The organism is Nocardia sp. NPDC050435, from assembly GCF_040655395.1.
In the GTDB taxonomy this organism is placed as follows: Bacteria; Actinomycetota; Actinomycetes; order Mycobacteriales; family Mycobacteriaceae; genus Nocardia.
Genome location: NZ_JBFAJW010000006.1, coordinates 23,735 through 42,184, shown reverse-complemented (window position 1 = coordinate 42,184; position 18,450 = coordinate 23,735). Strand labels below are relative to the sequence as shown.

Below are 18,450 nucleotides of genomic sequence, written 5' to 3'. Positions count from 1 at the left end.
TGAGCCCGTGCGTCACCGGCGCACGGGCTCTCGCGGCCTACTCCGGAATGCGCTCGGCGTACTCGCCCTGGAGCCGATCCAGCTTGGCCCAGAACGGATCCGGGGTGCGCTCTGCCAGCCGGGCGTCCAGCAGGTCGAGGTGGGTGTGCCAGCCGGCGGAGACGCCGAGCACCTCGTTGCGATCCGGCAGCTTGCTGTGGGTCAGTTCCAGGTGCACGCGATCCTCGACCGGTGTCAGCGCGATGGTGACGATCGAGCCGTTGCTCCAGGTGAAGGAGAGCAGCCGCGGCGGATCGCAGGCCAGGACGACGCCGTGCTCGTGGTGCTCACCGCTCTGGTCCGCCGGGGCGGGGTCCTCGACGCCGGTCAATTCCGCGTTGCGCCAGATCAATTCGATGCTGCCGCCGTCGCGCAGCTCGAAATCGCCTGCGGCCAGCCAGGTGCGGCGCAGCTCGGCCTCGGTGACGTAGCGCCAGACCCGCTCGATCGGGCCAGGGAGCAGGCGCTCCAGGCGAACCGCGCCCGGTTCGGTCAGGGTGCCGTACTCGGAGAGCTCTTGTGCTGTCATGATCCATCCTCTTCTCGCAGGAGTTGTTCCAGGCGGTCGATCCGCTCGGTCCAGAAGCGCTCGTAGTAGCGCATCCACTCGGCGCCGTCCCGGATCGGGCCGGCCTCCAGGCGGCAGAGATGAATCCGGCCGCGCACGCTGCGCCGCACCAATCCGGCACGCTCGAGCACCTGCACGTGCTTGGAGGCGCCCGCGAACGTCATCGCATACGGCTCGGCCAGCTCGCCGACGCTGCATTCGTGCTCGGCGAGCTGACGCAGCATGCCCCGCCGGGTCGGATGCGACAGCGCGTGGAACAGGGCGTCCAGCCGCTCGGATTCATGTTCAACCACATGGTTGAACATACGCCTCCGTGTGCGGATTGGTCAACCATGTGGTTGAACGATTTCCGGCGGATAGCCCGAAACGGGTGTCTCCGACCGGCGCAGCGGAGATGATTTTCGGGTGGACGAGGCAAAGTACCGGCAGACCAGGCAGTCGCTGCACGGCGTCGCGGAGCTGTTGATCGCGGGCCCGCAGTATCGCGAGTTCGGGACCATCCGGCTACGCGTGGTGCTCGGCGGCTTCGGCGGCGCGAAGCTGCCGGTGTCGGTGCTGGGAACCGGGCTGGTGGGGCCGGGCGGCGGCCGGGTGCCGCTGGAGGGCACGTACACCGAGATCGCCAAGGCTGCCGGAATCGGCCCGGGCGCGCCCGAGGGGAGCTACGCCGACACCACCGGGCAGCAGCTCGACGACGAGGTGCGGGTCGACGCCGAAGCCGCCGCGATCATCGGCGAGTGGTTCGCCACCGGCGACGCCGCGCTGCGCTGCCTCGCGCCCGATGTCACCCCGGTGCTGTGGCCGGAGCATTTCGACCTGGCCAGCAGCCGGTCCGAGGTGAACTTCGGGGTCTCGCCGGGCGACGCCGCGCACCCCGCCCCCTATGCCTACGTCGGCCCGTGGACGCCGCGCACCGGGGAGTTCTGGAACGCCCCGTTCGGGGCGCTGCGACCGCGCGCGGACCTGCCGACGGCGTCGAGCCTGCTGGCGTTCTTCGAGGAGGGGCGCGAGCGCGCGGCAGCGGGCTGAACGCTCAGCGGGTGCTGCTGCGGTTGTCGCCGGCCAGGCGGCCGCGGCGGATCAGTGCGCGTTTGGTGCCGGGCGCGATCGGCGGCAGCGGCTCCTCCGAAACCTCCTGCGGTTCCAGCGGATTCGGGCGCACGAACAGTGTGACGGTGGCGGCCGCGGCGAAACCGCTGCGGGTCATCAGGGCGGCCGAGGCGGCGTTGCGTTCCTCGACATCGGTGACGATGCGGCGCGCCCCGGCCGCGAACAGGGCCGCCGAGCAGGCCTCGACCAGGCGCCGCGCGATGCCGTGCCCCTGCATGTCGGGGGCGACCGCGATCCACTCCAGGTAGCCCCAGTCGTCGCGCAGTTCGAACTCCATGGAACCCAGCACGAAACCCGCCACCCGATCCGAGTCGAGTGCCACCCAGCAGGCGTTGTCCGCGCTGTCCAGGTGCTCGGCGACGCTGGTCAGCGACCAGGAGGTGTAGGGCTTGGCGGTGGTGTCGAAGACCTCGTGTCCCAGATCGAGCACTTGGCGCAGGTGGCCCAGGCCCATCGGGACGATGGCTATGTCGGATTCCATGCCGCCAGTTTGCCAGGGCGGCGCGATCACGTGGTCGCGCCGCTCCAGGCCGTCGATGCGCGTTTGCTCACGCGCCCTTGCGGGTGGCCGTCTTCTTCGCGGCCTTCTTGGCCGGCTTGCTCGCGGCCTTCGCCGTCGATTTCGTGGCCTTCGCGGCGGCTTTCTTCGCGGGCGCCTTCTTGGCCGGTTTCTTCTCGGCCGCGCCGTCGGAGGACGAGCGGCGGCCGCTGGCCTCCAGGCTGCGCTGCAGCGCGGCCACCAGATCGACGACCTCGGCGTCCATTTCCGCGGGCGCGGCTTCCGGCTGGCTCTGCACCTTGCCGGTGCCGCTGGCGATCGCCTCGTCCAGCAGCCGCTTCAATTCGATCTGGTACTCGTCCTTGTAGAGATCCGGATCGAAATCGTCGGACATGGTGGCGACCAGCGTTTCGGCCATCTTGATTTCCTGCGGGCGCGGCTCGGCCGCGTCCTCCAGGGATTCGAATTCGACCGAGCGCACCTCGTCGGGCCACAGCAGCGTTTGCAGCACCAGCACGCCCTCGCGCACCCGCAGCGCCGCCAACCTGGTCTTCTGGCGCAGCGTGAAATGCACGAGCGCGGTCTGATCGATCTGCTCGAGGGTCTTGGCCAGCAGCACGTAGGCCTTGGGCGTATTCGAATCCGGCTCGAGGTAGTAGCTCTTCTCGAACAGGATGGGATCGATCTGGTCGGAGGGCACGAACTGCAGCACCGGAATCTCGTGTTTCTCGGCGGCCGGCAGTTTCGCGAAATCCTCGTCGGTCAACATGACCTTTTCGCCCTCCGGCGATTCATAGGCCTTGTCGATATCGGCGTATTGGACGGATTTGCCGCAGACCGTGCAGACGCGGTCGTATTTGATCCGCCCGCCGTCCTTGGCGTGCACCTGATGGAACCGGATGTCGTGGTCCTCGGTGGCGGTGTACACCTTGACCGGGACGTTGACCAGCCCGAACGCGATCGAGCCCTTCCAAATAGCTCGCATTCCTCCATGATGGCGTAACCGATTCGAATACGCGAGCGAATCGGACTTCCGCGCGTCGCCGCGCGCGGCGGACCGGTAGGGTCGGAGCCAGCCAGGCGCGCCCGCGTGGGTCGGATGGACGTCCGTGGCGGAGGAAGGACAGCGATGACGTATCCGCCTGGGTTCGGCGGCGGACCCTACCCACAGCGTGATCCGGACCGGTGGGGGCAGGAACCCGAGTGGGTCTCGTGGCCGGAGGATGCGCCGAAAGTCGCCGCGCCGCAGGTGGTTTCCGCGGAATGGGCGCCGCTCACCGGGGCGCCCGCGGTGGCCGTGGCGGATGCGCCCGAGCCGCAGGCCGATCGTGGGCGCGGGCCCGGCCGGTTCGTCGCGCTGGGTCTGGCCGTATTGCTGTTGCTGACCGTGGGCAGCGCCTACTTCCTGTTCCGGGAGAACCGGAGTTCCGCCCCGGAAGCCGCGAGCACCACCTCCGAGATGGCCACCCCCGTGCTGCCGTCGACGAAACCGGCCCCCAGCAAGCCCGGCAACCGCTTCAGCTACACCGAATTGGGTGGCGACGCCTGGGATTTCAAGTTCGGCGTGGTGGAACTGCACGCCGACTGGGTGGACGGCCGTGACTACGACAGCTGCCGCGACATCGAACGCGACGCGAAACTGACCGCGCTCGGCTGCCAATACGCCTCCGAACTGGCCTACCGCACCGAAAACGGCGGCCTGATGCTCACCCAGTTCATCCTGACCATGCCCGACGACACCGCCGCCGTCGCCGCGCAGACCAAATTCAACGGCAAGGACCTGCGGCTGCGGCCCGGCTCCTACATCGCCAACTACGCGGCCGGTAAGTGGAAGAACGAAGCCAAGAAGAACTTCGTCGTGGTCACCGTCGCCACCTCCACCGACGCCGTCCCCGAAGCCGTGCTCGACAAATACCTCCGCTACCTGCACACCGACACGACCCTGGCCCTGATGTTCCGCTGAGTCGCGCTGGTTGTGCGGGGGGGGGCTTACATCCGGTCGTGCCGAGCGGGGTCGGTTTTCGCGGCGATTACCAACCGGGATGCTTCAGCCGCGGCGCGCTGTTGTGGATCAGATGGCCCGGACGCGCGGTCGCGGCGGATCGCCGGGAGCGGGGCGCGGTCAGCGTCGGCTGGGGAGGACGGCGGCGGCGAGGGTGCGACGCCGGCGCATCGGGAGGGCGGTGAAGAGTGCCAGCATGGCGGCGGTGGTGCCGCGCAGGTCGGTGCGGCCGGACAGGTAAGCGCGCTGGTGGTGCGGCGGCAGGGTGAAGAAGGCGTCGAAGAAGCGGGGAATGTCGTTGGGCGGCAAGGCGAGTAGGGCGCGCAGGCCGATCGAGCGGCACGTGTGCACGGCGCGGGCGGGCCAGGGCCACGCGGACTCGCCCGCGGCTACCGTGTCCGCCGCGGTGAGCGTCGCGGCGACGCTGTAACCCGTTGCGGGGTGCAGGAATCCGCCCGCCGCGCCGAAGGTGGTGCGCCCGGGACGGCCGCCCTCGACCGGGAAGCGCACCCGTTCGACCGGCTCGTCGCCGCCGAGATCGATACCGCGCGAACGCAGCCGGTGCAGCAGCCGGGTGCGCAATTCCGCCGAGTCGAGTGCCGGACGACCTACGAGGCAGGTTTCCTCGAGCAGATGGGAACCGCCGCCCAGCGGTACCGAGTACAGGAATGACGGCGGCGCGGCGGGATCCGCGCCATTGTCCGGCCGCCAGTCCATGAAGAGCGTGTCGGCCGGTGCGCCGGCGACGATCACTCCGTAGGCCGTCTGCTCCGCCCGCGCGGGATCGCGTGCCAGCCCTCGCGCGTCGATGACCCGCTCACCGGTGCGCACCTCGCCGGACGCCAGCGTCACCGATCGCTCGCCGATATCGCGGGCCCGATCCGAAATGACCTGCGCGCCGGTGATATCCAGCGATCGCTGCAATCCGGGCGTATCGAGGACCACATAGGCTCGATCGATGTCGTGCGACCGCGTCCCCCAAGCGATCGGCCGCTCGACGCGCGTCGCCACTACCGTCTCGTCCAGCCATCCGGGCAATTCGTCCGCCCACGCGGCATAGGTGGCGGTCCACCGCCGCTCGGGCGCGGGGTCGATCACCGTCACCGCGAGACCCCGGGCCAGCCCGCGATGCGCCAGCGCCCGCCCGGCGGGCCCCGCTCCGCACACCACGAGATCGGCATGCGCGGTCCTGCGCCCGTCGGATGGTTGCATGCTCGGTCCTCAGCTCGGCTCGACTGAGCAGCCTAGTTCGCCGCATCCCTTGACCCTCGACGGCAGGCCGAAACTTGAAACCCAGAGCGCCGGCCGTCGCGTATCGGTGGCAAGTCCTATCGGGGCCGCGTGTGTCCGGGGGCAGCGCCGAGCGGCCGCGCGAGTTATGTCGGCGGCTGGGCGAAGGTGTGCGGCCGCGCGAGTTGTGGCGGTGGCTGCGCGAACTGCGTGCGGCCGCCCGGCTCACGTCGCACGGCCGCCCGGGATCCGGCGCTCAGATACCGCCGGTGGAGAGCAATCCGCCGTCGACCCGCACCGTCTCACCGGTGATCCAGGCGGCTTCGTCGGAGACCAGGAAGGCGATGAGCCGCGCGACGTCCTCGGGAGCACCGAGCCGCTTCATCGGGTAGACGCTGGCGGCCTGTTCCTCACCGGCGGAGAACAGCGCGTCGGCGAACTTGGTCTTGACGACGCCCGGCGCCACCGCGTTGACGCGGATCTTCGGGCCCAGCTGCCAGGCGAGCTCGTCGGTGAGGCGGATCAGCGCGGCCTTGGACGCGCCGTAGGCGGCGATCACCCCGGTGGAGCGGATGCCCGCGACGCTGGCCACATTGACCACCGCGCCGCCGTGCTCACCCATCCACGCCTTGTACGCCTCCTGCACATAGCCCAGCGCCGCAACGACATTGACGTCGAAGATCTTGCGCACGGCGTCCAGGTCGGCCTCCATCAGCGACCCGTAGACGGGGTTGATGCCGGTGTTGTTGATCAGGATGTCCAGCGAACCGAACTCCGCGACCACCCGCTGCACCGCCCCGGCCCGGCTCTCCGCGTCCCCGGAGTTCCCGGCGAGGGCGATGACCTGCCCTTTGTATCCCAGTTCCCGCAGTTCCCCGGCGGCCTGTTCCAGCGGTTCCGGCTTGCGCGCGGTGATCAGCACATTCGCGCCGCGCCGCAGCAGCTCCGCCGCCACCGCCTTCCCGATACCCCGGCTCGCGCCGCTGACGAGTGCACTCTTGCCCACCAGGTCTTCGCTCATGTGAAGGCACAGTACGTCAGTCGGGTGAAGCGCGTGCGTTCGCCCCGGATCGGCTGTCGACCTCGATACCGGGCGAGCTCGGAATTGGTATAAAAATACCGAGCACGCTACGGTGGTATTTAAATACCAACGAGAGGTGGATGCTGTGGTGGAGTTGAAGTCGCCCACGGAGATCGAGCGGATGCGGGTGACGGGGCAGTTCGTGGGGGCGGTGCTGGGCGAGCTGCGCGAGCGCGCCCGGGTCGGGGTCAACCTGCTGGATCTGGAAGCGTATGTGCGCGAACGGATCCGGGAGCGGGGCGCGCAATCGTGCTACTGGGATTACGCGCCGTCGTTCGGGCGCGGGCCGTTCCGCAACACCGTGTGCCTGTCGGTGAACGACGCCGTGCTGCACGGCCTGCCGCACGACTACACCCTCGCCGACGGCGACGTCCTCACCATGGACCTGGCCGTGGGCATCGACGGCTGGGTGGCCGACGCGGCGACCACCGTCATCGTCGGAACGCCCGCGCCCGAGGACGCGCGGCTGGTGCGCGCCACCGAGGAAGCGCTGGCCGCCGCCATCGCGGTCGCGGTGCCCGGCAACCGGATCGGCGACCTCTCGGCCGCCATCGGCGCGGTCGCGCGGGCCCACGGCTACCCGGTCTGCCTGGACTACGGCGGCCACGGACTGGGGCGCACCATGCACGAGGACCCGCACATTCCCAACGCGGGCCGGCCCGGTCGCGGCTTCCCGTTGCGCCCGGGGCTCACCCTGGCGATCGAGCCGTGGTTCGCGCGCGGCACCGACCGCGTCTACACCGATCCCGACGGCTGGACGATCCGCTCGGCCGACGGCTCCCGCACCGCGCACACCGAGCACACGGTGGCCGTCACCGAAGGCGGCCCCCGGGTACTGACGCTGGCCGCCTGATCAGCCGCGCGCCCGCCGCCCCTCGCGTGCCGCCGCGACTATCTGCGCGATCCGGTCCGCGCGCGTGGCGTCTCGTGCGGCGCTGACGATCCACCACAGCATCTGCTTGCGCGCACTGGGCGGAAACTTGTCCCAGTGGGCGCGCGCCCGCGGGTCCTGATCGAGCGCCGCCGCCAGGGCGGGCGGCTCCTCGAGATCTTCGACCGGATCGGCAATCGTCCACCAGCCGTTGGACTTCGCCGCCTCGATGGCGCGCACCCCCGCGTCGGTCATCAGGCCCCGCTCGGCCATCTCGGCCGCGCGGCGGCGGTTGAGCCGGGTCCACGGGCTCTTGGCGCGGCGCGGCGTGAACAGCTGCAAGCCGCGCTCGTCGTCGAGGATGGTGGTGGTGGAGTCGATCCAGCCGAAGCAGATGGCCTCCTCCACCGCCTCGGGATACGGGCAGCGGGGGCGCCCGGCCCGCCACGAGCACAACCACACGCCGCGCGCGGCGGCGTGGTTGCCCGACAACCAGGCCCGCCACTGGGCCCGGGTCTCGGCGTGGAAGATCGGGTAGTCGAACTTCCCGGTCGCGGCGTGGTCGGATGCCGATCGCGGCGTGGTCACGCGGTCTCCTTCGGAGGGATGGTCGCGGCGAGTGCGCCGCACCGCCGGAAGCGGTGGGGCTGCGACAGCGAGAGCGAGCGCAGCGCTCGGGCCGTGGGAGTGGTCCGCATGTGCTCAGTCTGCCGAACTTGTAGGACCGATTCTGTCCGCAATGCCCGCTAGTTTCGCGCCGACCGATCCAGTTCTCGAGGAGCGCCCATGCATCCCATCACCGATTTCCCCCAGCCGACCCTGCTCGCGGTCAACGGAGTGGAGCTCGAAGTGTTCGAAGCCGGTCCGCGTGACGGCGGGAAACCCATCGTGCTGTGTCACGGCTGGCCCGAGCACGCCTATGCCTGGCGTTATCAGGTGCCCGCGCTGGTCGCGGCGGGGTACCACGTCATCGTTCCGAACCAGCGCGGCTACGGCCGGTCCTCCCGTCCGGCCGAGGTGACGGCCTACGACATCGAGCATCTCGCCGGTGACCTCGTCGCCCTGCTCGAGCACTACGGCTACGACGACGCCGTGTTCGTCGGTCACGACTGGGGTTCCTTCGTGGTCTGGGGCCTGACCCTGCTGCATCCGCACCGGGTGCGCAAACTGATCAACCTGAGCCTGCCGTATCCCGAACGCGGGCAGACGCCCTGGGTGCAGGGCATGGAAGCCGCGCTGGGCAGCGAGTTCTACTTCGTGCACTTCAATCGGCAACCCGGCGTCGCCGACGCCGTCCTCGACGCCGACACGCGCAGGTTCCTCCGCAACCTCTTCCGCAAGAACCAGCCGCCCGCCGAGCCGCGGTCGGGCATGGCGATGATCGAACTCGCCCGCGCGGAGGAACCGCTCGGCGACCCGCTCATGAGCGAGAACGAGCTCGACGTCTTCGTCTCCGCCTTCACGGCCTCGGGTTTCACGAGCAGCATCAACTGGTACCGCAACCTCGACCGCAACTGGCACCTGCTCGCCCACGCCGACCCGATCATCCGGCAGCCCGCGCTCATGCTCTACGGCGACCGCGACACGGTGGCACCCGCCGAGAACCTGTCGGCGTTCGTGCCCAACGTCGAGGAGGTCACGCTGCCCAGCGGTCACTGGCTCCAGCAGGAGCGGCCCGAGGAGGTCAATCGGGTGATCCTGGAGTGGCTGGACGCGCCGGCCCGGCAGCGTCGGCCGACGCGGTGATCCGCGACCACGAGGGGAGGACTCGTGAGCCGTTCCGCGCCGGTCGTGACGCCGATGCACGCGCCCGGTGCGGGAGGCACGGCCCGCGCTTGGCTCCGCCGCGGCGGAGTTGTTGTCCCGCAAGGCGTTCGTGCAGCGGCGTAGAAAGGAAAGATGGGTGTAGACAACGGGTTTCGGTTCGGCGTGAATATGCTGTCCACGGGTTCGCGGGACGTGTGGATCGAGAAATGCAGGAGGGCCGAAGCGCTCGGGTACGACGTCGTCGGCGTCCCGGACCATCTGGGGATGTCCGCACCGTTCCCCGCCATGATGCTCGCCGCCGAGGCCACCGAGCGGGTGCGAGTGAACACCTTCGTGCTCAACGTGCCCTTCTACAATCCGGTGCTGCTGGCGCGCGACGTCGCGACGGTCGACGGATTGAGCGGCGGGCGGGTCGAATTGGGTCTCGGCGCGGGCTATGTCGAGGACGAGTTCGCGGCCGCCGGCATCGCGTTTCCGAGCGGTGGGCGGCGCGTCGAGTCGGTCCGAGAGGCGGCGGCCACACTGCGGCGGCTCTACGCCGACCCCGATTACCAGCCGCAGCCCGACCAGGCGGGCGGCCCGCCGCTGCTGATCGCGGGCTGGGGCGAACGCATGCTGCGCGTCGCCGCCGAGCACGCCGACATCATCGCCCTCACCGGTGCCGCAACCGCCGCCAGCGGCGTACTGACCTTGGCCGACGCCGCGGAAGCTGCCGACCGGGTCGCCTACCTGCGGGAGCTGCTCGGCGCCCGAGCCGACAGCACAGAGGTGAACGTGCTCATCCAGGCGCTGATCGAACCGCACGAGCGCGACGAGGCGCTACAGCTACTCGCGCCCCACCTGCCCGCGACCGGCGCGGCGGATCTCGACGACTTCATCGCCCTGCTCGTCGGCACACCGGAGCAGATGGCCGAGCGTCTCCGCGAGCGTCGCAAAACCCATGGGATCAACTACATCACCGTGCTCGAACACAACATGGACAAACTCGCCGCCGTAATCGATCTCGTGCGCTGAGTGCGCTCACCTGGGGCTTGGTCACGCGCCCCGGGAAATTGTCTCGGTCGCTTGCCGCATCGCCTGTCTCACCACGTGGCCCGGGACAGTGACGGAGATGCCCGCTGCTTCGGGAGGGACATTTTTCCCGCCGCTGAGATCTCGACCGTGCCAGCTTTCGATCCGGATGGGATTGTGGCTCGTACCGATCTCACGCAGGGTGAACTCGCCCGGAATCTGGGGAACGAGGTGTGTGCGAACCAGTTCGCACAGGACTTCGTTGAGGTCGATCACCCAGAGCCGCTCTGCCGAGCAGGCGTTGCACCACCATCGGCGGACGTCGCATCCCGCCGCCGCAGCCTTCGTCAGCCAGTGTCGGAGCAGCTCGCCGTCCTCGAATCCGAATGGGGAGAACAGGTCCTGGGCGGCGAGGCGGAGATCGGGTGGTGCTGGGATGTCGTTCCTCGCGTGGTCGTGACGTCTGATCGCCGCGATCACCGCTTCTCCGGGCACCCAGACCGCAAGGTTTTCCACCTCCCTGGGGGTTTCCTTTCCGCCCCAATCCTTGCCTCGCCAGGTGCTGATTCGCACCGGGTTGTGGCAGGTGATCTGGAGGTGGGTGTAGGTGAATTCACCGGGGATCGCGGGAAGCAGAAAATTCTCGACCAAGTCGACCAGTACATCGACGAGGTCGACGGTGCAGTCGAACTCCCACACGTCCGGGCAGCCGGCGCACCACCACCGGTCGACGTCGCAGCCATCCTCACCGGCCCTCTGGAGCCATTCGTAGAGGAGGGCGCCGTCGTTGAATCCCCACTTGCTGAACAGCCCGGAGGCCGGCAGCAGGAGGGACGGCCAGCTCGGGTGCGCGGTGTTGTTGTCGACCACCCGTCAATGCTGCGCCCGTCAGGCCGTTGCCCGCATTTCAATTCTGTTCGGCCAGGCCAGGTCTCATGTCACTCAGGCAGCCAGCGCAACTCGTGTGCCAGAGCTTTGGCGGTGCTGCGTAGCCGGAGGTGCAGTGGTGTCTGCAGGTGGGGGAGCACCAGCTAGATCGTCAAGGTGAGTGCGTCCTGGAGCGGTCGCCACGTGAGACCGGCCAGCAATGTCGCGACTGAGGCTGCACTGGCGGGGGCGAGTGTGCGCCCGTCGAGCAGGTCGCGCTGAATCGACTACCCGATCCGGTAGGGCACCAGCTGAGCTCCGCCCTTACGGCTTGAGAGCGTCGACGGATCGCCGATCCGTATGCGGTTCGCATACGCCGACGATATGTTCGGACTCCTAGCATTCGCCGCATGCACGCACCGAAGGTTGAGTTCCTTTGAGCAGAACTAATGCCTCCACGTCGCGCGGGTCGTGTGACGACCCGCGCGCGAGCTGGGGCGGGGGTGGATATACCGACCCGACGAGCCGGGAACAGCTTGCCGGGTTGATCGCCGTCCCCGTGCTCTTCGCCGCTGCGATCGCGGCGTGGTTCATTGCCGTGCCCGGTGATGGATTGGCAGAACGCTTCTACCGGTTCGACGCCATCCCCTTCGTCGCGTCGCCGATGCTCTGGACGGTCGCCGTGGTGCTGTGCTTACCCGAGCTGACTCGATATCGCAAGTGGGTGTGGCGAACTTTTGTTGTCGTCGTGACGCTGGCGGTGGTGCCGCTCTGGATGTTGACAGGGTTCATAGCGGCCTGGTCCGACGAGGACGGCGGCGTCACGGATACCGTGGTGAGCTCCGACGGCCGGCACGAGGCGGTCGCGGTGCCGGTCCATGCTTTCGACATCGGTTGCCGCGTATGGCTACGGGAGCGCGGCGGGCTGTTCAGCAGGCAGGCGCTGGTGTGGACGGAGTCCGAAGGGCCTTGTCCCGCACAGATATCCTTCGTCGGAGACAGCACGATCAGCGTCGCCGAAGTGCGCGACGGAAAGACCTCGACGACAACCTTCGACCCCGAGCGGACTTCAGTGGCTGTCGTTTTGGGCTCGTAGCGAAGCGGCCTCGAGCACGCGGTGAAACAACGCCAGGACGATCGCTATCAGCGCGATCGGGACGAAATCGAACCACAACGGTTCGCTGAACACGACGGCGACGAGAATCACGAGGCTCGTCGCCGCGGCGGCGGTGATCCACGCCGTCGACCGGGTGGGTCTCAGCATGGGGGCCAGGCAGGCGAGCACCGCGAAGGCGGTGACCAGTACGAACCGAAAACCATAGTGGCTCAGCAAGGATGCTTTGCACGCCGCGTCGACGTTGATCTTCTCGCAACTGCTCAAGTGCCACCAGGGCTGTGATCCCAGGTCTACGCCGTAGACGGCGACCGCGACGGCGAACAGGGACCATGCGATTCTGATCCGAATCTGTTGGTGCGAACTGAAACTCATGAATGCCTTTCGCCGGTGTCGCTGGCATCCGGCCGATACGGTCGGCGCATGGAAAATCCTGTTCGGCTGCTCTATTCTTCGTCCTTCGGCACCGCGGCGCGCGCCTACGCTCGACACCGGCCGGACTACGCGCCGAACGCGGTGCGAACCCGCTGCCCGATGATTCGGTGGACGCCGTGCTGGCCGGAAACGCCATGCACTGGTTCGACATGAACGTCGCGGGCCCCGAGATCGCCAGGGTGCTCGGCCCCGCGGGCATTCTGGCCGGACTGTGGAACGTGCTGGACAACCGGGTCGACTGGGTGGCCGAACTCGCGCGCGTCGGTGGCAGCGCGGTCGTCGGGCCCCGCGACACCGTCACCGAGTGGCGGGCCGCGACGAGCGACCTGCACACGCCGGGCCAGGACGCGGTTGCGCATTTCGGCTCGCCCGAGCAGGCCGAGTTCCCGCACGAGCAGCGCCGGACCGCGGAGTCCTTCGTCGCGATGCTCGCCACGCGCGCCGGGGTATTGGTCATGCCGGAACCGCAACGACAGGAAACACTCGGCCGCATCGGCGATCTGCTGGCGAGCCGCCCGGAAACCGCGATCGGTGAATTCGCGATTCCGATGCTGACCGGAGTGCTGCGCGCGCGGCGGCTGTGAAACCTGCTGCTGTTCAGGTGATCGGGCCGAAGACTCCGGCCGACCCGCGTAGGGCCGGTCATGTCAGCGCGGCAGGACCGGCATCAGCGGTGGGGCGACCAGATCTAGGACCCGGCAAGGGATGTCGTCATCAAGCGAGTCGCGATAGACGTGCACACGGAGCTGAACGGCACCCTGCTGCGCCGGGAAGGCGACGAGGCAATTCAGGTGTTCGGACGCTCCCGCATCCTTCAGTCGCCGCCCCGTGCGCCCTGCGATCGTCGCGTCCTCGGCATCCCACCGCTCGAGTTCGGTCACCGTCTCGGTGGTGGAATACACCGTCACCGCATACGAAATATGAGGTGCGAACCAGCGACAGACCTCGCGCCCGGACCCGAAACGGCTGGGGATGCCGCTGTCCTCGGTAGCCGGGAGAAGTCCGGCCGCTCGCAGCGCGTCGTCGGGGATTCCGGTACACGGGTTCCACACGGCGGGCGTGCTCGTGCTCGTGCTGGCGCCCGTCGTCGTCCACTCGATTCCCTTCTCGCCGTAGACGAAAAGGCCGATCACCGTCATGGCCGCGACAGCCTCCGCGATTCCCCGGTACTTCATCCCCGCTCCTGCCCCGCGACACCCGGACATGAAGACTGTCGTCTCAGGGGCTGTCTTCGTTGCGCGGTGCCGCGCTCGCGAGGGCGGCCTCCAGGTCGTCGAGACCGGCCAGGTGCGCGGCGAGCTCGCCGCGTTCGGCTTCGGTGAGGGGAACGGCGCGGGCGCGGGTGACGGCCGCGGCCGCGGCGGTGGTGTCGGCGGCGCGCAGCGCGAGTTCGGCGCGATAGGCGAGCGCCTCGACGAGTTCGGTGGCGGGGGCGTGGTCCTGCTCGCGGGCGAGTGTGGCGTCCAGGATCTTTATCGCCTGCTGGGTGTCGCCCTTGGAGTCGCCGAGCACGACGGCGTTCTCCACCGCCTTGGCCAGCTTGCCGACCGCGGGCGCGCCCGCGCCGGAGGCTTCCGGTGAGGGGAAGATCCGGATCCAGTTTCCGCCGGGGTCGACGATCGTGAACCCGGTGTGGTTGTCGGCGTTCTTACGTTTCCGCGGCCGGGTGATGCGCGGTATCCCGGAGAGTAGGAGCTTGCCGTGGACGGCGCGCATGCCCGTGGCGAACGCTGCGAACAGCTCCTGGGTGTCGGGCACGATGACCACGCAGCTGCCGTAGGAGTCCTCGGGCCGGAAGTCGGGCAGGCCGAAGAACTGCAGTTGGAAGTCTTCGCGCCGCAGGCCCACGCACGGATAGGGGCGGGCCTGGTAGTAGGTCTGGGTGAAGCCGAGCATCGTGTAGAACTCGACGATGTCGTCGATGGAGCCGCAGGGGAGCAGCGGGACGGTGATCTCGTTGGCCATGATGAGTGCTCCGACTCGGAGGGAGCGGGCTTCCAGTGGAACCCTAGGCAAATTTGACTACCGAAGTAGCGTACCGTTTACTAGCCAAAATTGGTTAATCGCTTTGTGGTAGTGCCCAGAAGAATCGCTCCGGTCATGGTGCACGCTCCAGGATTGCCTCCGGCGATTCGAGCCCCTCGGCTCGCCGCCGTACAGTCGACGGTGCGTGTCGCAGGGGGGCACGTGTCCACCCTCGCGCGGCCGATCCGGTGTGTCCGGCGCCGGATCGGATCGGCTCGTCGCGGCGTTGCTGGTGGAGAGGCGGGAGCGCAGGGAATGAGGACACACTGGACAGCGAGTGCGGGGACGGCCGGCGGGTGGAGCACGCGGGGTTGCTGGCGCTGGGCCTGGAGCTGGCCTCCATCTCCATGGCGGCAGTGCAGAATCCGTGCGCCGCGTTCGCCGAGGAGCTGACGGTCGCGGCTACCGAGTGTGCGCGGACCGGAGTGGCGCTCGAGGAATTGCGGGCGGCGGTCCGGGACGGGATCCGCAGCGGTCTGTGCGGTCGTGCCCTCGACAGCACCGTGCTGACGTGTTTGGTGGACACCGTGACCGAATTGGTCTCGGGGGCATACCGCGCGGAATTGCGGCAGCCCGCGCGATAGGCGCGCTGGGTTACCGCGCGCGCAGGATCACCACCGGTATCTCGCGCTTGGTCCAGGACTGGTAGGTGCCGAAGTCGGCGTAGATGTCCAGCAGCAGCGGCCAGAGGCGGGCCCGTTCGGTGGCATCGGCGACGACGGCGCGCACCGGGGTTCGCTCACGGCCGATCTGAATGTGCGCGTCCGGGTTCGCGCACAGATTGCGGTACCACTGCGGGTGTTCGCGCCGCCCGCCCTGCGAGGCCACGACGATGATGTCGGCGCCGTCGGCGAGATACAGCAGCGGCGTGGTGTACTCGGCGCCGGAGCGGCGGCCGCGGTGCTCGAGCAGCAGCGTCGGCACCGGTTTGCGGAAGCCCGCGCCGATGCGCCATTTGCCGCCGATCCGCCCGCCGGTGCGCCGGAAGAGCCAAACCTGCGCCTTGCCGGCGTATTTGAAGACCTTCGGTAGCAGTGGTGAATCGAGTTGCCGAGGCCGGGGCGGGTGGGTCGTCATGGGCTAGACCATACATATGGTCGGGTTTGTATGGTCAAGGGTCGAAGGCGCCGTCACTGTGCACATCATCCAGCGGTCGCGCGAGAAAGCACTCTCCGACTGGACATCTCGTCCAAAGGCGGCGGCGCGGGGGAGCGGCTCTGCAATGCTGGGCGTGGTCGTCCAACGAGGGAGTCGCCGTGCAGTACCGTCCGTCGGCAGCCGAGCTGCTGGAGTCCCTGGCCGAATTGCTGGAGGACTCGCTGATGCCCGCGCTGCCGCCCGACCTGCGGCATCGGGCGCGGGTGGGGGCGAATCTGGCCCGGATCGTGCGGCGTGAGGTCGAACTCGGCGCGGCGGCCGCGCGGCGCGAGGGCGAACTGCTCGACGCGGTCCCCGACGGTGACGAGCGGGCACGGTGGCAGGCGCTGGTCGAGGTGGTGCGCGCCGATCTGGCGATCGCCAAGCCGGGCTACGACGGCTGGGAGGGTGAGTGAACGCCGACCCGGCCGCCGGACTGGGGGAGTTCCTCGCCGAACTGTTCGACGCACCGGTGCGCGTCGACGGTGTCGAATTCCTGTCCGCGGGTGCGCGTCGGCGCAATGTGGCCTTCACCGCCGAGATCGGCGGGGTCGGCGCGCGCCGGATGGTCGCGACGATCGTGCCGCCCGCCGTGGAACTCGTCTCGGTCGCCGCCGAAGCTGCTGTGCGCGAACTGGTTCGCGCACAGGGGGTTCCGGTGCCGGAGACGGTGGGGGTGTGCGAGGACTCCGCGCGCCTCGGCGCGCCGTTCCTGATCTCCGACTTCGTAGACGGCGAGACAGTGCCGCGCAGAGTATTACGGCTGCTCGCCGCAGGGCGCAATGCCGACGCCGTGGCCTCGGAGTGGGGTGCGGCGATGGGTGCGCTGCACACCCTCGACCCGGCCGCCGCGCCGGAAGCTCTGCCGGCCGCCGGTGCGGATCCGGCGCGGGAGGTGCTGGCCGAGGCCGAGCAGGGCGTGCGCGCGCTGCTGGGCGGCCGGGAGGTGTTCGCGTTCGCGCTGCGCTGGCTCGAACGCCGGTTGCCCGCGCCGCCGCCGCGTCCCGTGCTGCTGCACACCGATTGTCGCAACGGCAACCTCGTCGTCGGTCCCGGTGGATTGCGCGCCGTCCTGGACTGGGAAGGCGCGCAGCGCTTCGGCGACCCCATGCGCGATCTCGCCTGGCCGGCGCTGCGGATGTGGCGATTCGGCGTGGACGACAAGGAGTTCGGCGGGTTCGCCGGGCGATCGGCGTTCGTGGCCGGTTACGAATCCGCCGGTGGCGTCTTCGACCCGGACCGATTCCGTTGGTGGAAGGTGATGGGGACGCTGGCCTGGGGTGTCGGGCTGGCGGGCCAGGCCGCCGCGCACTGCGACGGCACGGTGCGCGACATCGTCATGGCCGCCAGTGGCCGCCGGGTGCCGGAGATCGAGTGGGACCTGCTCATGCAGCTCCGTCCGGACGCGAAAGCATAGGAGAGAGTGTGGATTTCGAACTCCCCGACGAGTTGACGGGCTATCTGGCCGAGCTGGACGCCTTCATCGATGCCGAGATCGTCCCGCTCGAGCGGGAACACGACAACATCCGGTTCTTCGACCATCGCCGCGAGGACGCCCGCACCGACTGGGACCGTGACGGCCTGCCCAGCGCGGAATGGGAAGCGCTGCTGGCGGAATCGCGCCGGCGTGCCGACGCCGCGGGGCACTACCGCTACGCGTTCCCCAAGGAGTACGGCGGGCACGACGGCAGCAACCTGGGGATGGCGGTGATCCGGGAACACCTGGCCCGGCGCGGTCTGGGCCTGCACTGCGACCTGCAGAACGAACACGCCGTCGTCGCCAACAACGTGGGTCTGCTGCTCATGCTCGAGTACGGGACCGAGGCGCAGCGGGCGCAGTGGGTGGACGGGCTCGCCGCGGGCACCGCGTTCTTCGCCTTCGGCATCACCGAACCCGACCACGGCTCCGACGCCACCCACATGGCGACCACCGCCGTGCGCGACGGCGACGAGTGGATCATCGACGGCGCCAAGACCTGGAACACCGGCGTGCATCTGGCCACCGCCGACCTGATCTTCGCGCGCACCTCCGGGCAGGCCGGCGACGGGCACGGGATCACCGCGTTCCTGGTGCCCACCGACGCACCCGGGTTCCGGATCGAGGAGTACCTCTGGACGTTCAACATGCCCACCGATCACGCGCGGATCTCGCTGACCGGAGTGCGGGTGCCGGATTCGGCGATCTTCGGGCAGGAGGGGCGCGGTCTCGCGGTCGTGCAGCACTTCTTCAACGAGAACCGGATCCGGCAGGCCGCCTCCAGTCTCGGTGCGGCGCAATACTGCATCGATCAGGCGGTGGCCTACGCCAAGGAGCGCAAGCCGTTCGGTAAGCCGCTGGCGGCCAACCAGGCGATCCAGTTCCCGCTGGTCGAACTGCACACCCAGTGCGAGATGCTGCGCGCGCTCCTGCACAAGACCGCGTGGTCGATGGACGCATACGGCAATTTCGCTGTCTCCGAACAGGTGTCGATGTGCAACTACTGGGCCAATCGCCTGTGCTGTGCGGCCGCCGATCGCGCCATGCAGGTCCACGGCGGCCTCGGCTACTCCCGCCACAAACCCTTCGAGCACATCTACCGCCATCATCGCCGCTACCGGATCACCGAGGGCGCGGAGGAAATCCAGATGCGCCGGGTCGCGGGCTACCTGTTCGGCTTCATGGATCGTGCCGCGGTCAAAGGAGTTTGAGCGCAG

Annotated in this window: 23 protein-coding genes; 11 read left to right on the top strand and 12 right to left on the bottom strand. The window is 68.9% G+C overall.

What is annotated here, in order from left to right:
- Window positions 1-37 precede the first annotated feature (37 nt).
- A complete protein-coding gene (locus tag AB0I43_RS19505; RefSeq protein ID WP_356978047.1) occupies window positions 38-568 on the bottom strand; it encodes an SRPBCC family protein in 531 nt (176 codons plus the stop codon).
- Window positions 565-900 carry a metalloregulator ArsR/SmtB family transcription factor gene (locus tag AB0I43_RS19500; RefSeq protein ID WP_356978045.1) on the bottom strand — a complete coding sequence of 112 codons (336 nt, stop codon included), beginning with the start codon at window positions 898-900 and terminating at the stop codon, window positions 565-567. Before AB0I43_RS19500 ends, AB0I43_RS19505 begins: the two co-directional genes overlap by 4 nt.
- A gap of 112 nt (window positions 901-1,012) precedes the next feature.
- Between AB0I43_RS19500 and AB0I43_RS19495 the strand changes: the two genes are divergently transcribed.
- The gene (locus AB0I43_RS19495; RefSeq protein WP_356978043.1) at window positions 1,013-1,636 is read left to right on the top strand and encodes a hypothetical protein; all 624 of its coding nucleotides are present in this window, start codon (window positions 1,013-1,015) and stop codon (window positions 1,634-1,636) included.
- A gap of 4 nt (window positions 1,637-1,640) precedes the next feature.
- On the opposite strand, the gene AB0I43_RS19490 is transcribed toward AB0I43_RS19495, so the two are convergent.
- Window positions 1,641-2,198 carry a GNAT family N-acetyltransferase gene (locus AB0I43_RS19490; protein WP_356978042.1) on the bottom strand — a complete coding sequence of 186 codons (558 nt, stop codon included), beginning with the start codon at window positions 2,196-2,198 and terminating at the stop codon, window positions 1,641-1,643.
- Window positions 2,199-2,265: 67 nt separating this feature from the next.
- A complete protein-coding gene (locus AB0I43_RS19485; protein WP_356978040.1) occupies window positions 2,266-3,201 on the bottom strand; it encodes a Ku protein in 936 nt (311 codons plus the stop codon).
- A 144-nt stretch (window positions 3,202-3,345) separates the two neighbouring features.
- On the opposite strand from AB0I43_RS19485, the gene AB0I43_RS19480 reads away from it, so the two are divergent.
- Window positions 3,346-4,179, top strand: coding sequence for a hypothetical protein (locus AB0I43_RS19480; protein WP_356978038.1), 834 nt, complete (start codon window positions 3,346-3,348; stop codon window positions 4,177-4,179).
- A gap of 159 nt (window positions 4,180-4,338) precedes the next feature.
- Here the strand turns inward: AB0I43_RS19480 and AB0I43_RS19475 are convergent, their stop codons facing one another.
- The gene (locus AB0I43_RS19475) at window positions 4,339-5,430 is read right to left on the bottom strand and encodes a lycopene cyclase family protein (RefSeq protein WP_356978036.1); all 1,092 of its coding nucleotides are present in this window, start codon (window positions 5,428-5,430) and stop codon (window positions 4,339-4,341) included.
- 274 nt (window positions 5,431-5,704) lie between these two features.
- Complete coding sequence (locus AB0I43_RS19470) at window positions 5,705-6,469, bottom strand: SDR family oxidoreductase (protein ID WP_356978034.1); 765 nt, start codon at window positions 6,467-6,469, stop codon at window positions 5,705-5,707.
- A gap of 145 nt (window positions 6,470-6,614) precedes the next feature.
- Here AB0I43_RS19470 and map point away from each other — a divergent pair, with 145 nt between their 5' ends.
- Complete coding sequence (gene map / locus AB0I43_RS19465; protein WP_356978033.1) at window positions 6,615-7,382, top strand: type I methionyl aminopeptidase; 768 nt, start codon at window positions 6,615-6,617, stop codon at window positions 7,380-7,382.
- Here the strand turns inward: map and AB0I43_RS19460 are convergent, their stop codons facing one another.
- Complete coding sequence (locus AB0I43_RS19460) at window positions 7,383-7,988, bottom strand: YdeI/OmpD-associated family protein (protein ID WP_356978031.1); 606 nt, start codon at window positions 7,986-7,988, stop codon at window positions 7,383-7,385.
- A 198-nt stretch (window positions 7,989-8,186) separates the two neighbouring features.
- On the opposite strand from AB0I43_RS19460, the gene AB0I43_RS19455 reads away from it, so the two are divergent.
- Both AB0I43_RS19455 and AB0I43_RS19450 read left to right on the top strand, forming a co-directional pair.
- Window positions 8,187-9,146: an alpha/beta hydrolase gene (locus AB0I43_RS19455; RefSeq protein WP_356978029.1), complete on the top strand. Its 960-nt coding sequence runs from the start codon at window positions 8,187-8,189 to the stop codon at window positions 9,144-9,146.
- Window positions 9,147-9,299: 153 nt separating this feature from the next.
- Window positions 9,300-10,181 (top strand): TIGR03621 family F420-dependent LLM class oxidoreductase, encoded by an 882-nt coding sequence (locus AB0I43_RS19450; RefSeq protein WP_357432494.1) that lies wholly within the window; start codon window positions 9,300-9,302, stop codon window positions 10,179-10,181.
- A gap of 21 nt (window positions 10,182-10,202) precedes the next feature.
- Here the strand turns inward: AB0I43_RS19450 and AB0I43_RS19445 are convergent, their stop codons facing one another.
- Window positions 10,203-11,048, bottom strand: coding sequence for a hypothetical protein (locus tag AB0I43_RS19445; RefSeq protein WP_356978026.1), 846 nt, complete (start codon window positions 11,046-11,048; stop codon window positions 10,203-10,205).
- 541 nt (window positions 11,049-11,589) lie between these two features.
- Between AB0I43_RS19445 and AB0I43_RS19440 the strand changes: the two genes are divergently transcribed.
- Entirely contained in the window at window positions 11,590-12,141 is a 552-nt protein-coding gene (locus tag AB0I43_RS19440) for a hypothetical protein (protein ID WP_356978025.1), read from the top strand.
- Here AB0I43_RS19440 and AB0I43_RS19435 read toward each other — a convergent pair.
- Window positions 12,115-12,534, bottom strand: a complete 420-nt coding sequence (locus AB0I43_RS19435) for a hypothetical protein (RefSeq protein WP_356978024.1) — start codon at window positions 12,532-12,534, stop codon at window positions 12,115-12,117. The two genes, AB0I43_RS19440 and AB0I43_RS19435, sit on opposite strands and share 27 nt — an antisense overlap.
- 167 nt (window positions 12,535-12,701) lie before the next feature.
- Between AB0I43_RS19435 and AB0I43_RS19430 the strand changes: the two genes are divergently transcribed.
- The gene (locus AB0I43_RS19430; protein WP_356978022.1) at window positions 12,702-13,178 is read left to right on the top strand and encodes a class I SAM-dependent methyltransferase; all 477 of its coding nucleotides are present in this window, start codon (window positions 12,702-12,704) and stop codon (window positions 13,176-13,178) included.
- Between the two features lie 63 nt (window positions 13,179-13,241).
- Here AB0I43_RS19430 and AB0I43_RS19425 read toward each other — a convergent pair whose 3' ends face one another.
- Window positions 13,242-13,769: a DUF3558 family protein gene (locus AB0I43_RS19425; protein ID WP_356978021.1), complete on the bottom strand. Its 528-nt coding sequence runs from the start codon at window positions 13,767-13,769 to the stop codon at window positions 13,242-13,244.
- A 43-nt stretch (window positions 13,770-13,812) separates the two neighbouring features.
- Entirely contained in the window at window positions 13,813-14,559 is a 747-nt protein-coding gene (locus tag AB0I43_RS19420; RefSeq protein WP_356978020.1) for a VOC family protein, read from the bottom strand.
- Window positions 14,560-14,915: 356 nt separating this feature from the next.
- Between AB0I43_RS19420 and AB0I43_RS19415 the strand changes: the two genes are divergently transcribed.
- The gene (locus tag AB0I43_RS19415) at window positions 14,916-15,203 is read left to right on the top strand and encodes a hypothetical protein (RefSeq protein WP_356978019.1); all 288 of its coding nucleotides are present in this window, start codon (window positions 14,916-14,918) and stop codon (window positions 15,201-15,203) included.
- Between the two features lie 10 nt (window positions 15,204-15,213).
- On the opposite strand, the gene AB0I43_RS19410 is transcribed toward AB0I43_RS19415, so the two are convergent.
- The gene (locus AB0I43_RS19410; protein ID WP_356978018.1) at window positions 15,214-15,696 is read right to left on the bottom strand and encodes a nitroreductase family deazaflavin-dependent oxidoreductase; all 483 of its coding nucleotides are present in this window, start codon (window positions 15,694-15,696) and stop codon (window positions 15,214-15,216) included.
- A 179-nt stretch (window positions 15,697-15,875) separates the two neighbouring features.
- On the opposite strand from AB0I43_RS19410, the gene AB0I43_RS19405 reads away from it, so the two are divergent.
- Genes AB0I43_RS19405 through AB0I43_RS19395 form a run of 3 tightly spaced genes read left to right on the top strand, consistent with a single transcriptional unit; the run spans window position 15,876 to window position 18,444 of the window.
- Window positions 15,876-16,172, top strand: coding sequence for a DUF6285 domain-containing protein (locus AB0I43_RS19405; protein WP_356978017.1), 297 nt, complete (start codon window positions 15,876-15,878; stop codon window positions 16,170-16,172).
- Between the two features lie 20 nt (window positions 16,173-16,192).
- Complete coding sequence (locus AB0I43_RS19400) at window positions 16,193-17,173, top strand: phosphotransferase family protein (protein WP_357432589.1); 981 nt, start codon at window positions 16,193-16,195, stop codon at window positions 17,171-17,173.
- 8 nt (window positions 17,174-17,181) lie between these two features.
- On the top strand, window positions 17,182-18,444 hold the full coding sequence (locus tag AB0I43_RS19395) for an acyl-CoA dehydrogenase family protein (RefSeq protein WP_356978015.1): 1,263 nt from the start codon (window positions 17,182-17,184) through the stop codon (window positions 18,442-18,444).
- Window positions 18,445-18,450 lie beyond the last annotated feature (6 nt).

Excerpts from the sequence above, each read along its gene's own strand:
- AB0I43_RS19505 (WP_356978047.1), bottom strand. The coding sequence starts at position 568 with ATGACAGCACAAGAGCTCTCCGAGTACGGCACCCTGACCGAACCGGGC.
- AB0I43_RS19490 (WP_356978042.1), bottom strand. The coding sequence starts at position 2,198 with ATGGAATCCGACATAGCCATCGTCCCGATGGGCCTGGGCCACCTGCGC.
- AB0I43_RS19485 (WP_356978040.1), bottom strand. The coding sequence starts at position 3,201 with ATGCGAGCTATTTGGAAGGGCTCGATCGCGTTCGGGCTGGTCAACGTC.
- AB0I43_RS19480 (WP_356978038.1), top strand. The coding sequence starts at position 3,346 with ATGACGTATCCGCCTGGGTTCGGCGGCGGACCCTACCCACAGCGTGAT.
- AB0I43_RS19475 (WP_356978036.1), bottom strand. The coding sequence starts at position 5,430 with ATGCAACCATCCGACGGGCGCAGGACCGCGCATGCCGATCTCGTGGTG.
- AB0I43_RS19470 (WP_356978034.1), bottom strand. The coding sequence starts at position 6,469 with ATGAGCGAAGACCTGGTGGGCAAGAGTGCACTCGTCAGCGGCGCGAGC.
- AB0I43_RS19455 (WP_356978029.1), top strand. The coding sequence starts at position 8,187 with ATGCATCCCATCACCGATTTCCCCCAGCCGACCCTGCTCGCGGTCAAC.
- AB0I43_RS19450 (WP_357432494.1), top strand. The coding sequence starts at position 9,300 with ATGGGTGTAGACAACGGGTTTCGGTTCGGCGTGAATATGCTGTCCACG.
- AB0I43_RS19435 (WP_356978024.1), bottom strand. The coding sequence starts at position 12,534 with ATGAGTTTCAGTTCGCACCAACAGATTCGGATCAGAATCGCATGGTCC.
- AB0I43_RS19425 (WP_356978021.1), bottom strand. The coding sequence starts at position 13,769 with ATGAAGTACCGGGGAATCGCGGAGGCTGTCGCGGCCATGACGGTGATC.
- AB0I43_RS19420 (WP_356978020.1), bottom strand. The coding sequence starts at position 14,559 with ATGGCCAACGAGATCACCGTCCCGCTGCTCCCCTGCGGCTCCATCGAC.
- AB0I43_RS19410 (WP_356978018.1), bottom strand. The coding sequence starts at position 15,696 with ATGACGACCCACCCGCCCCGGCCTCGGCAACTCGATTCACCACTGCTA.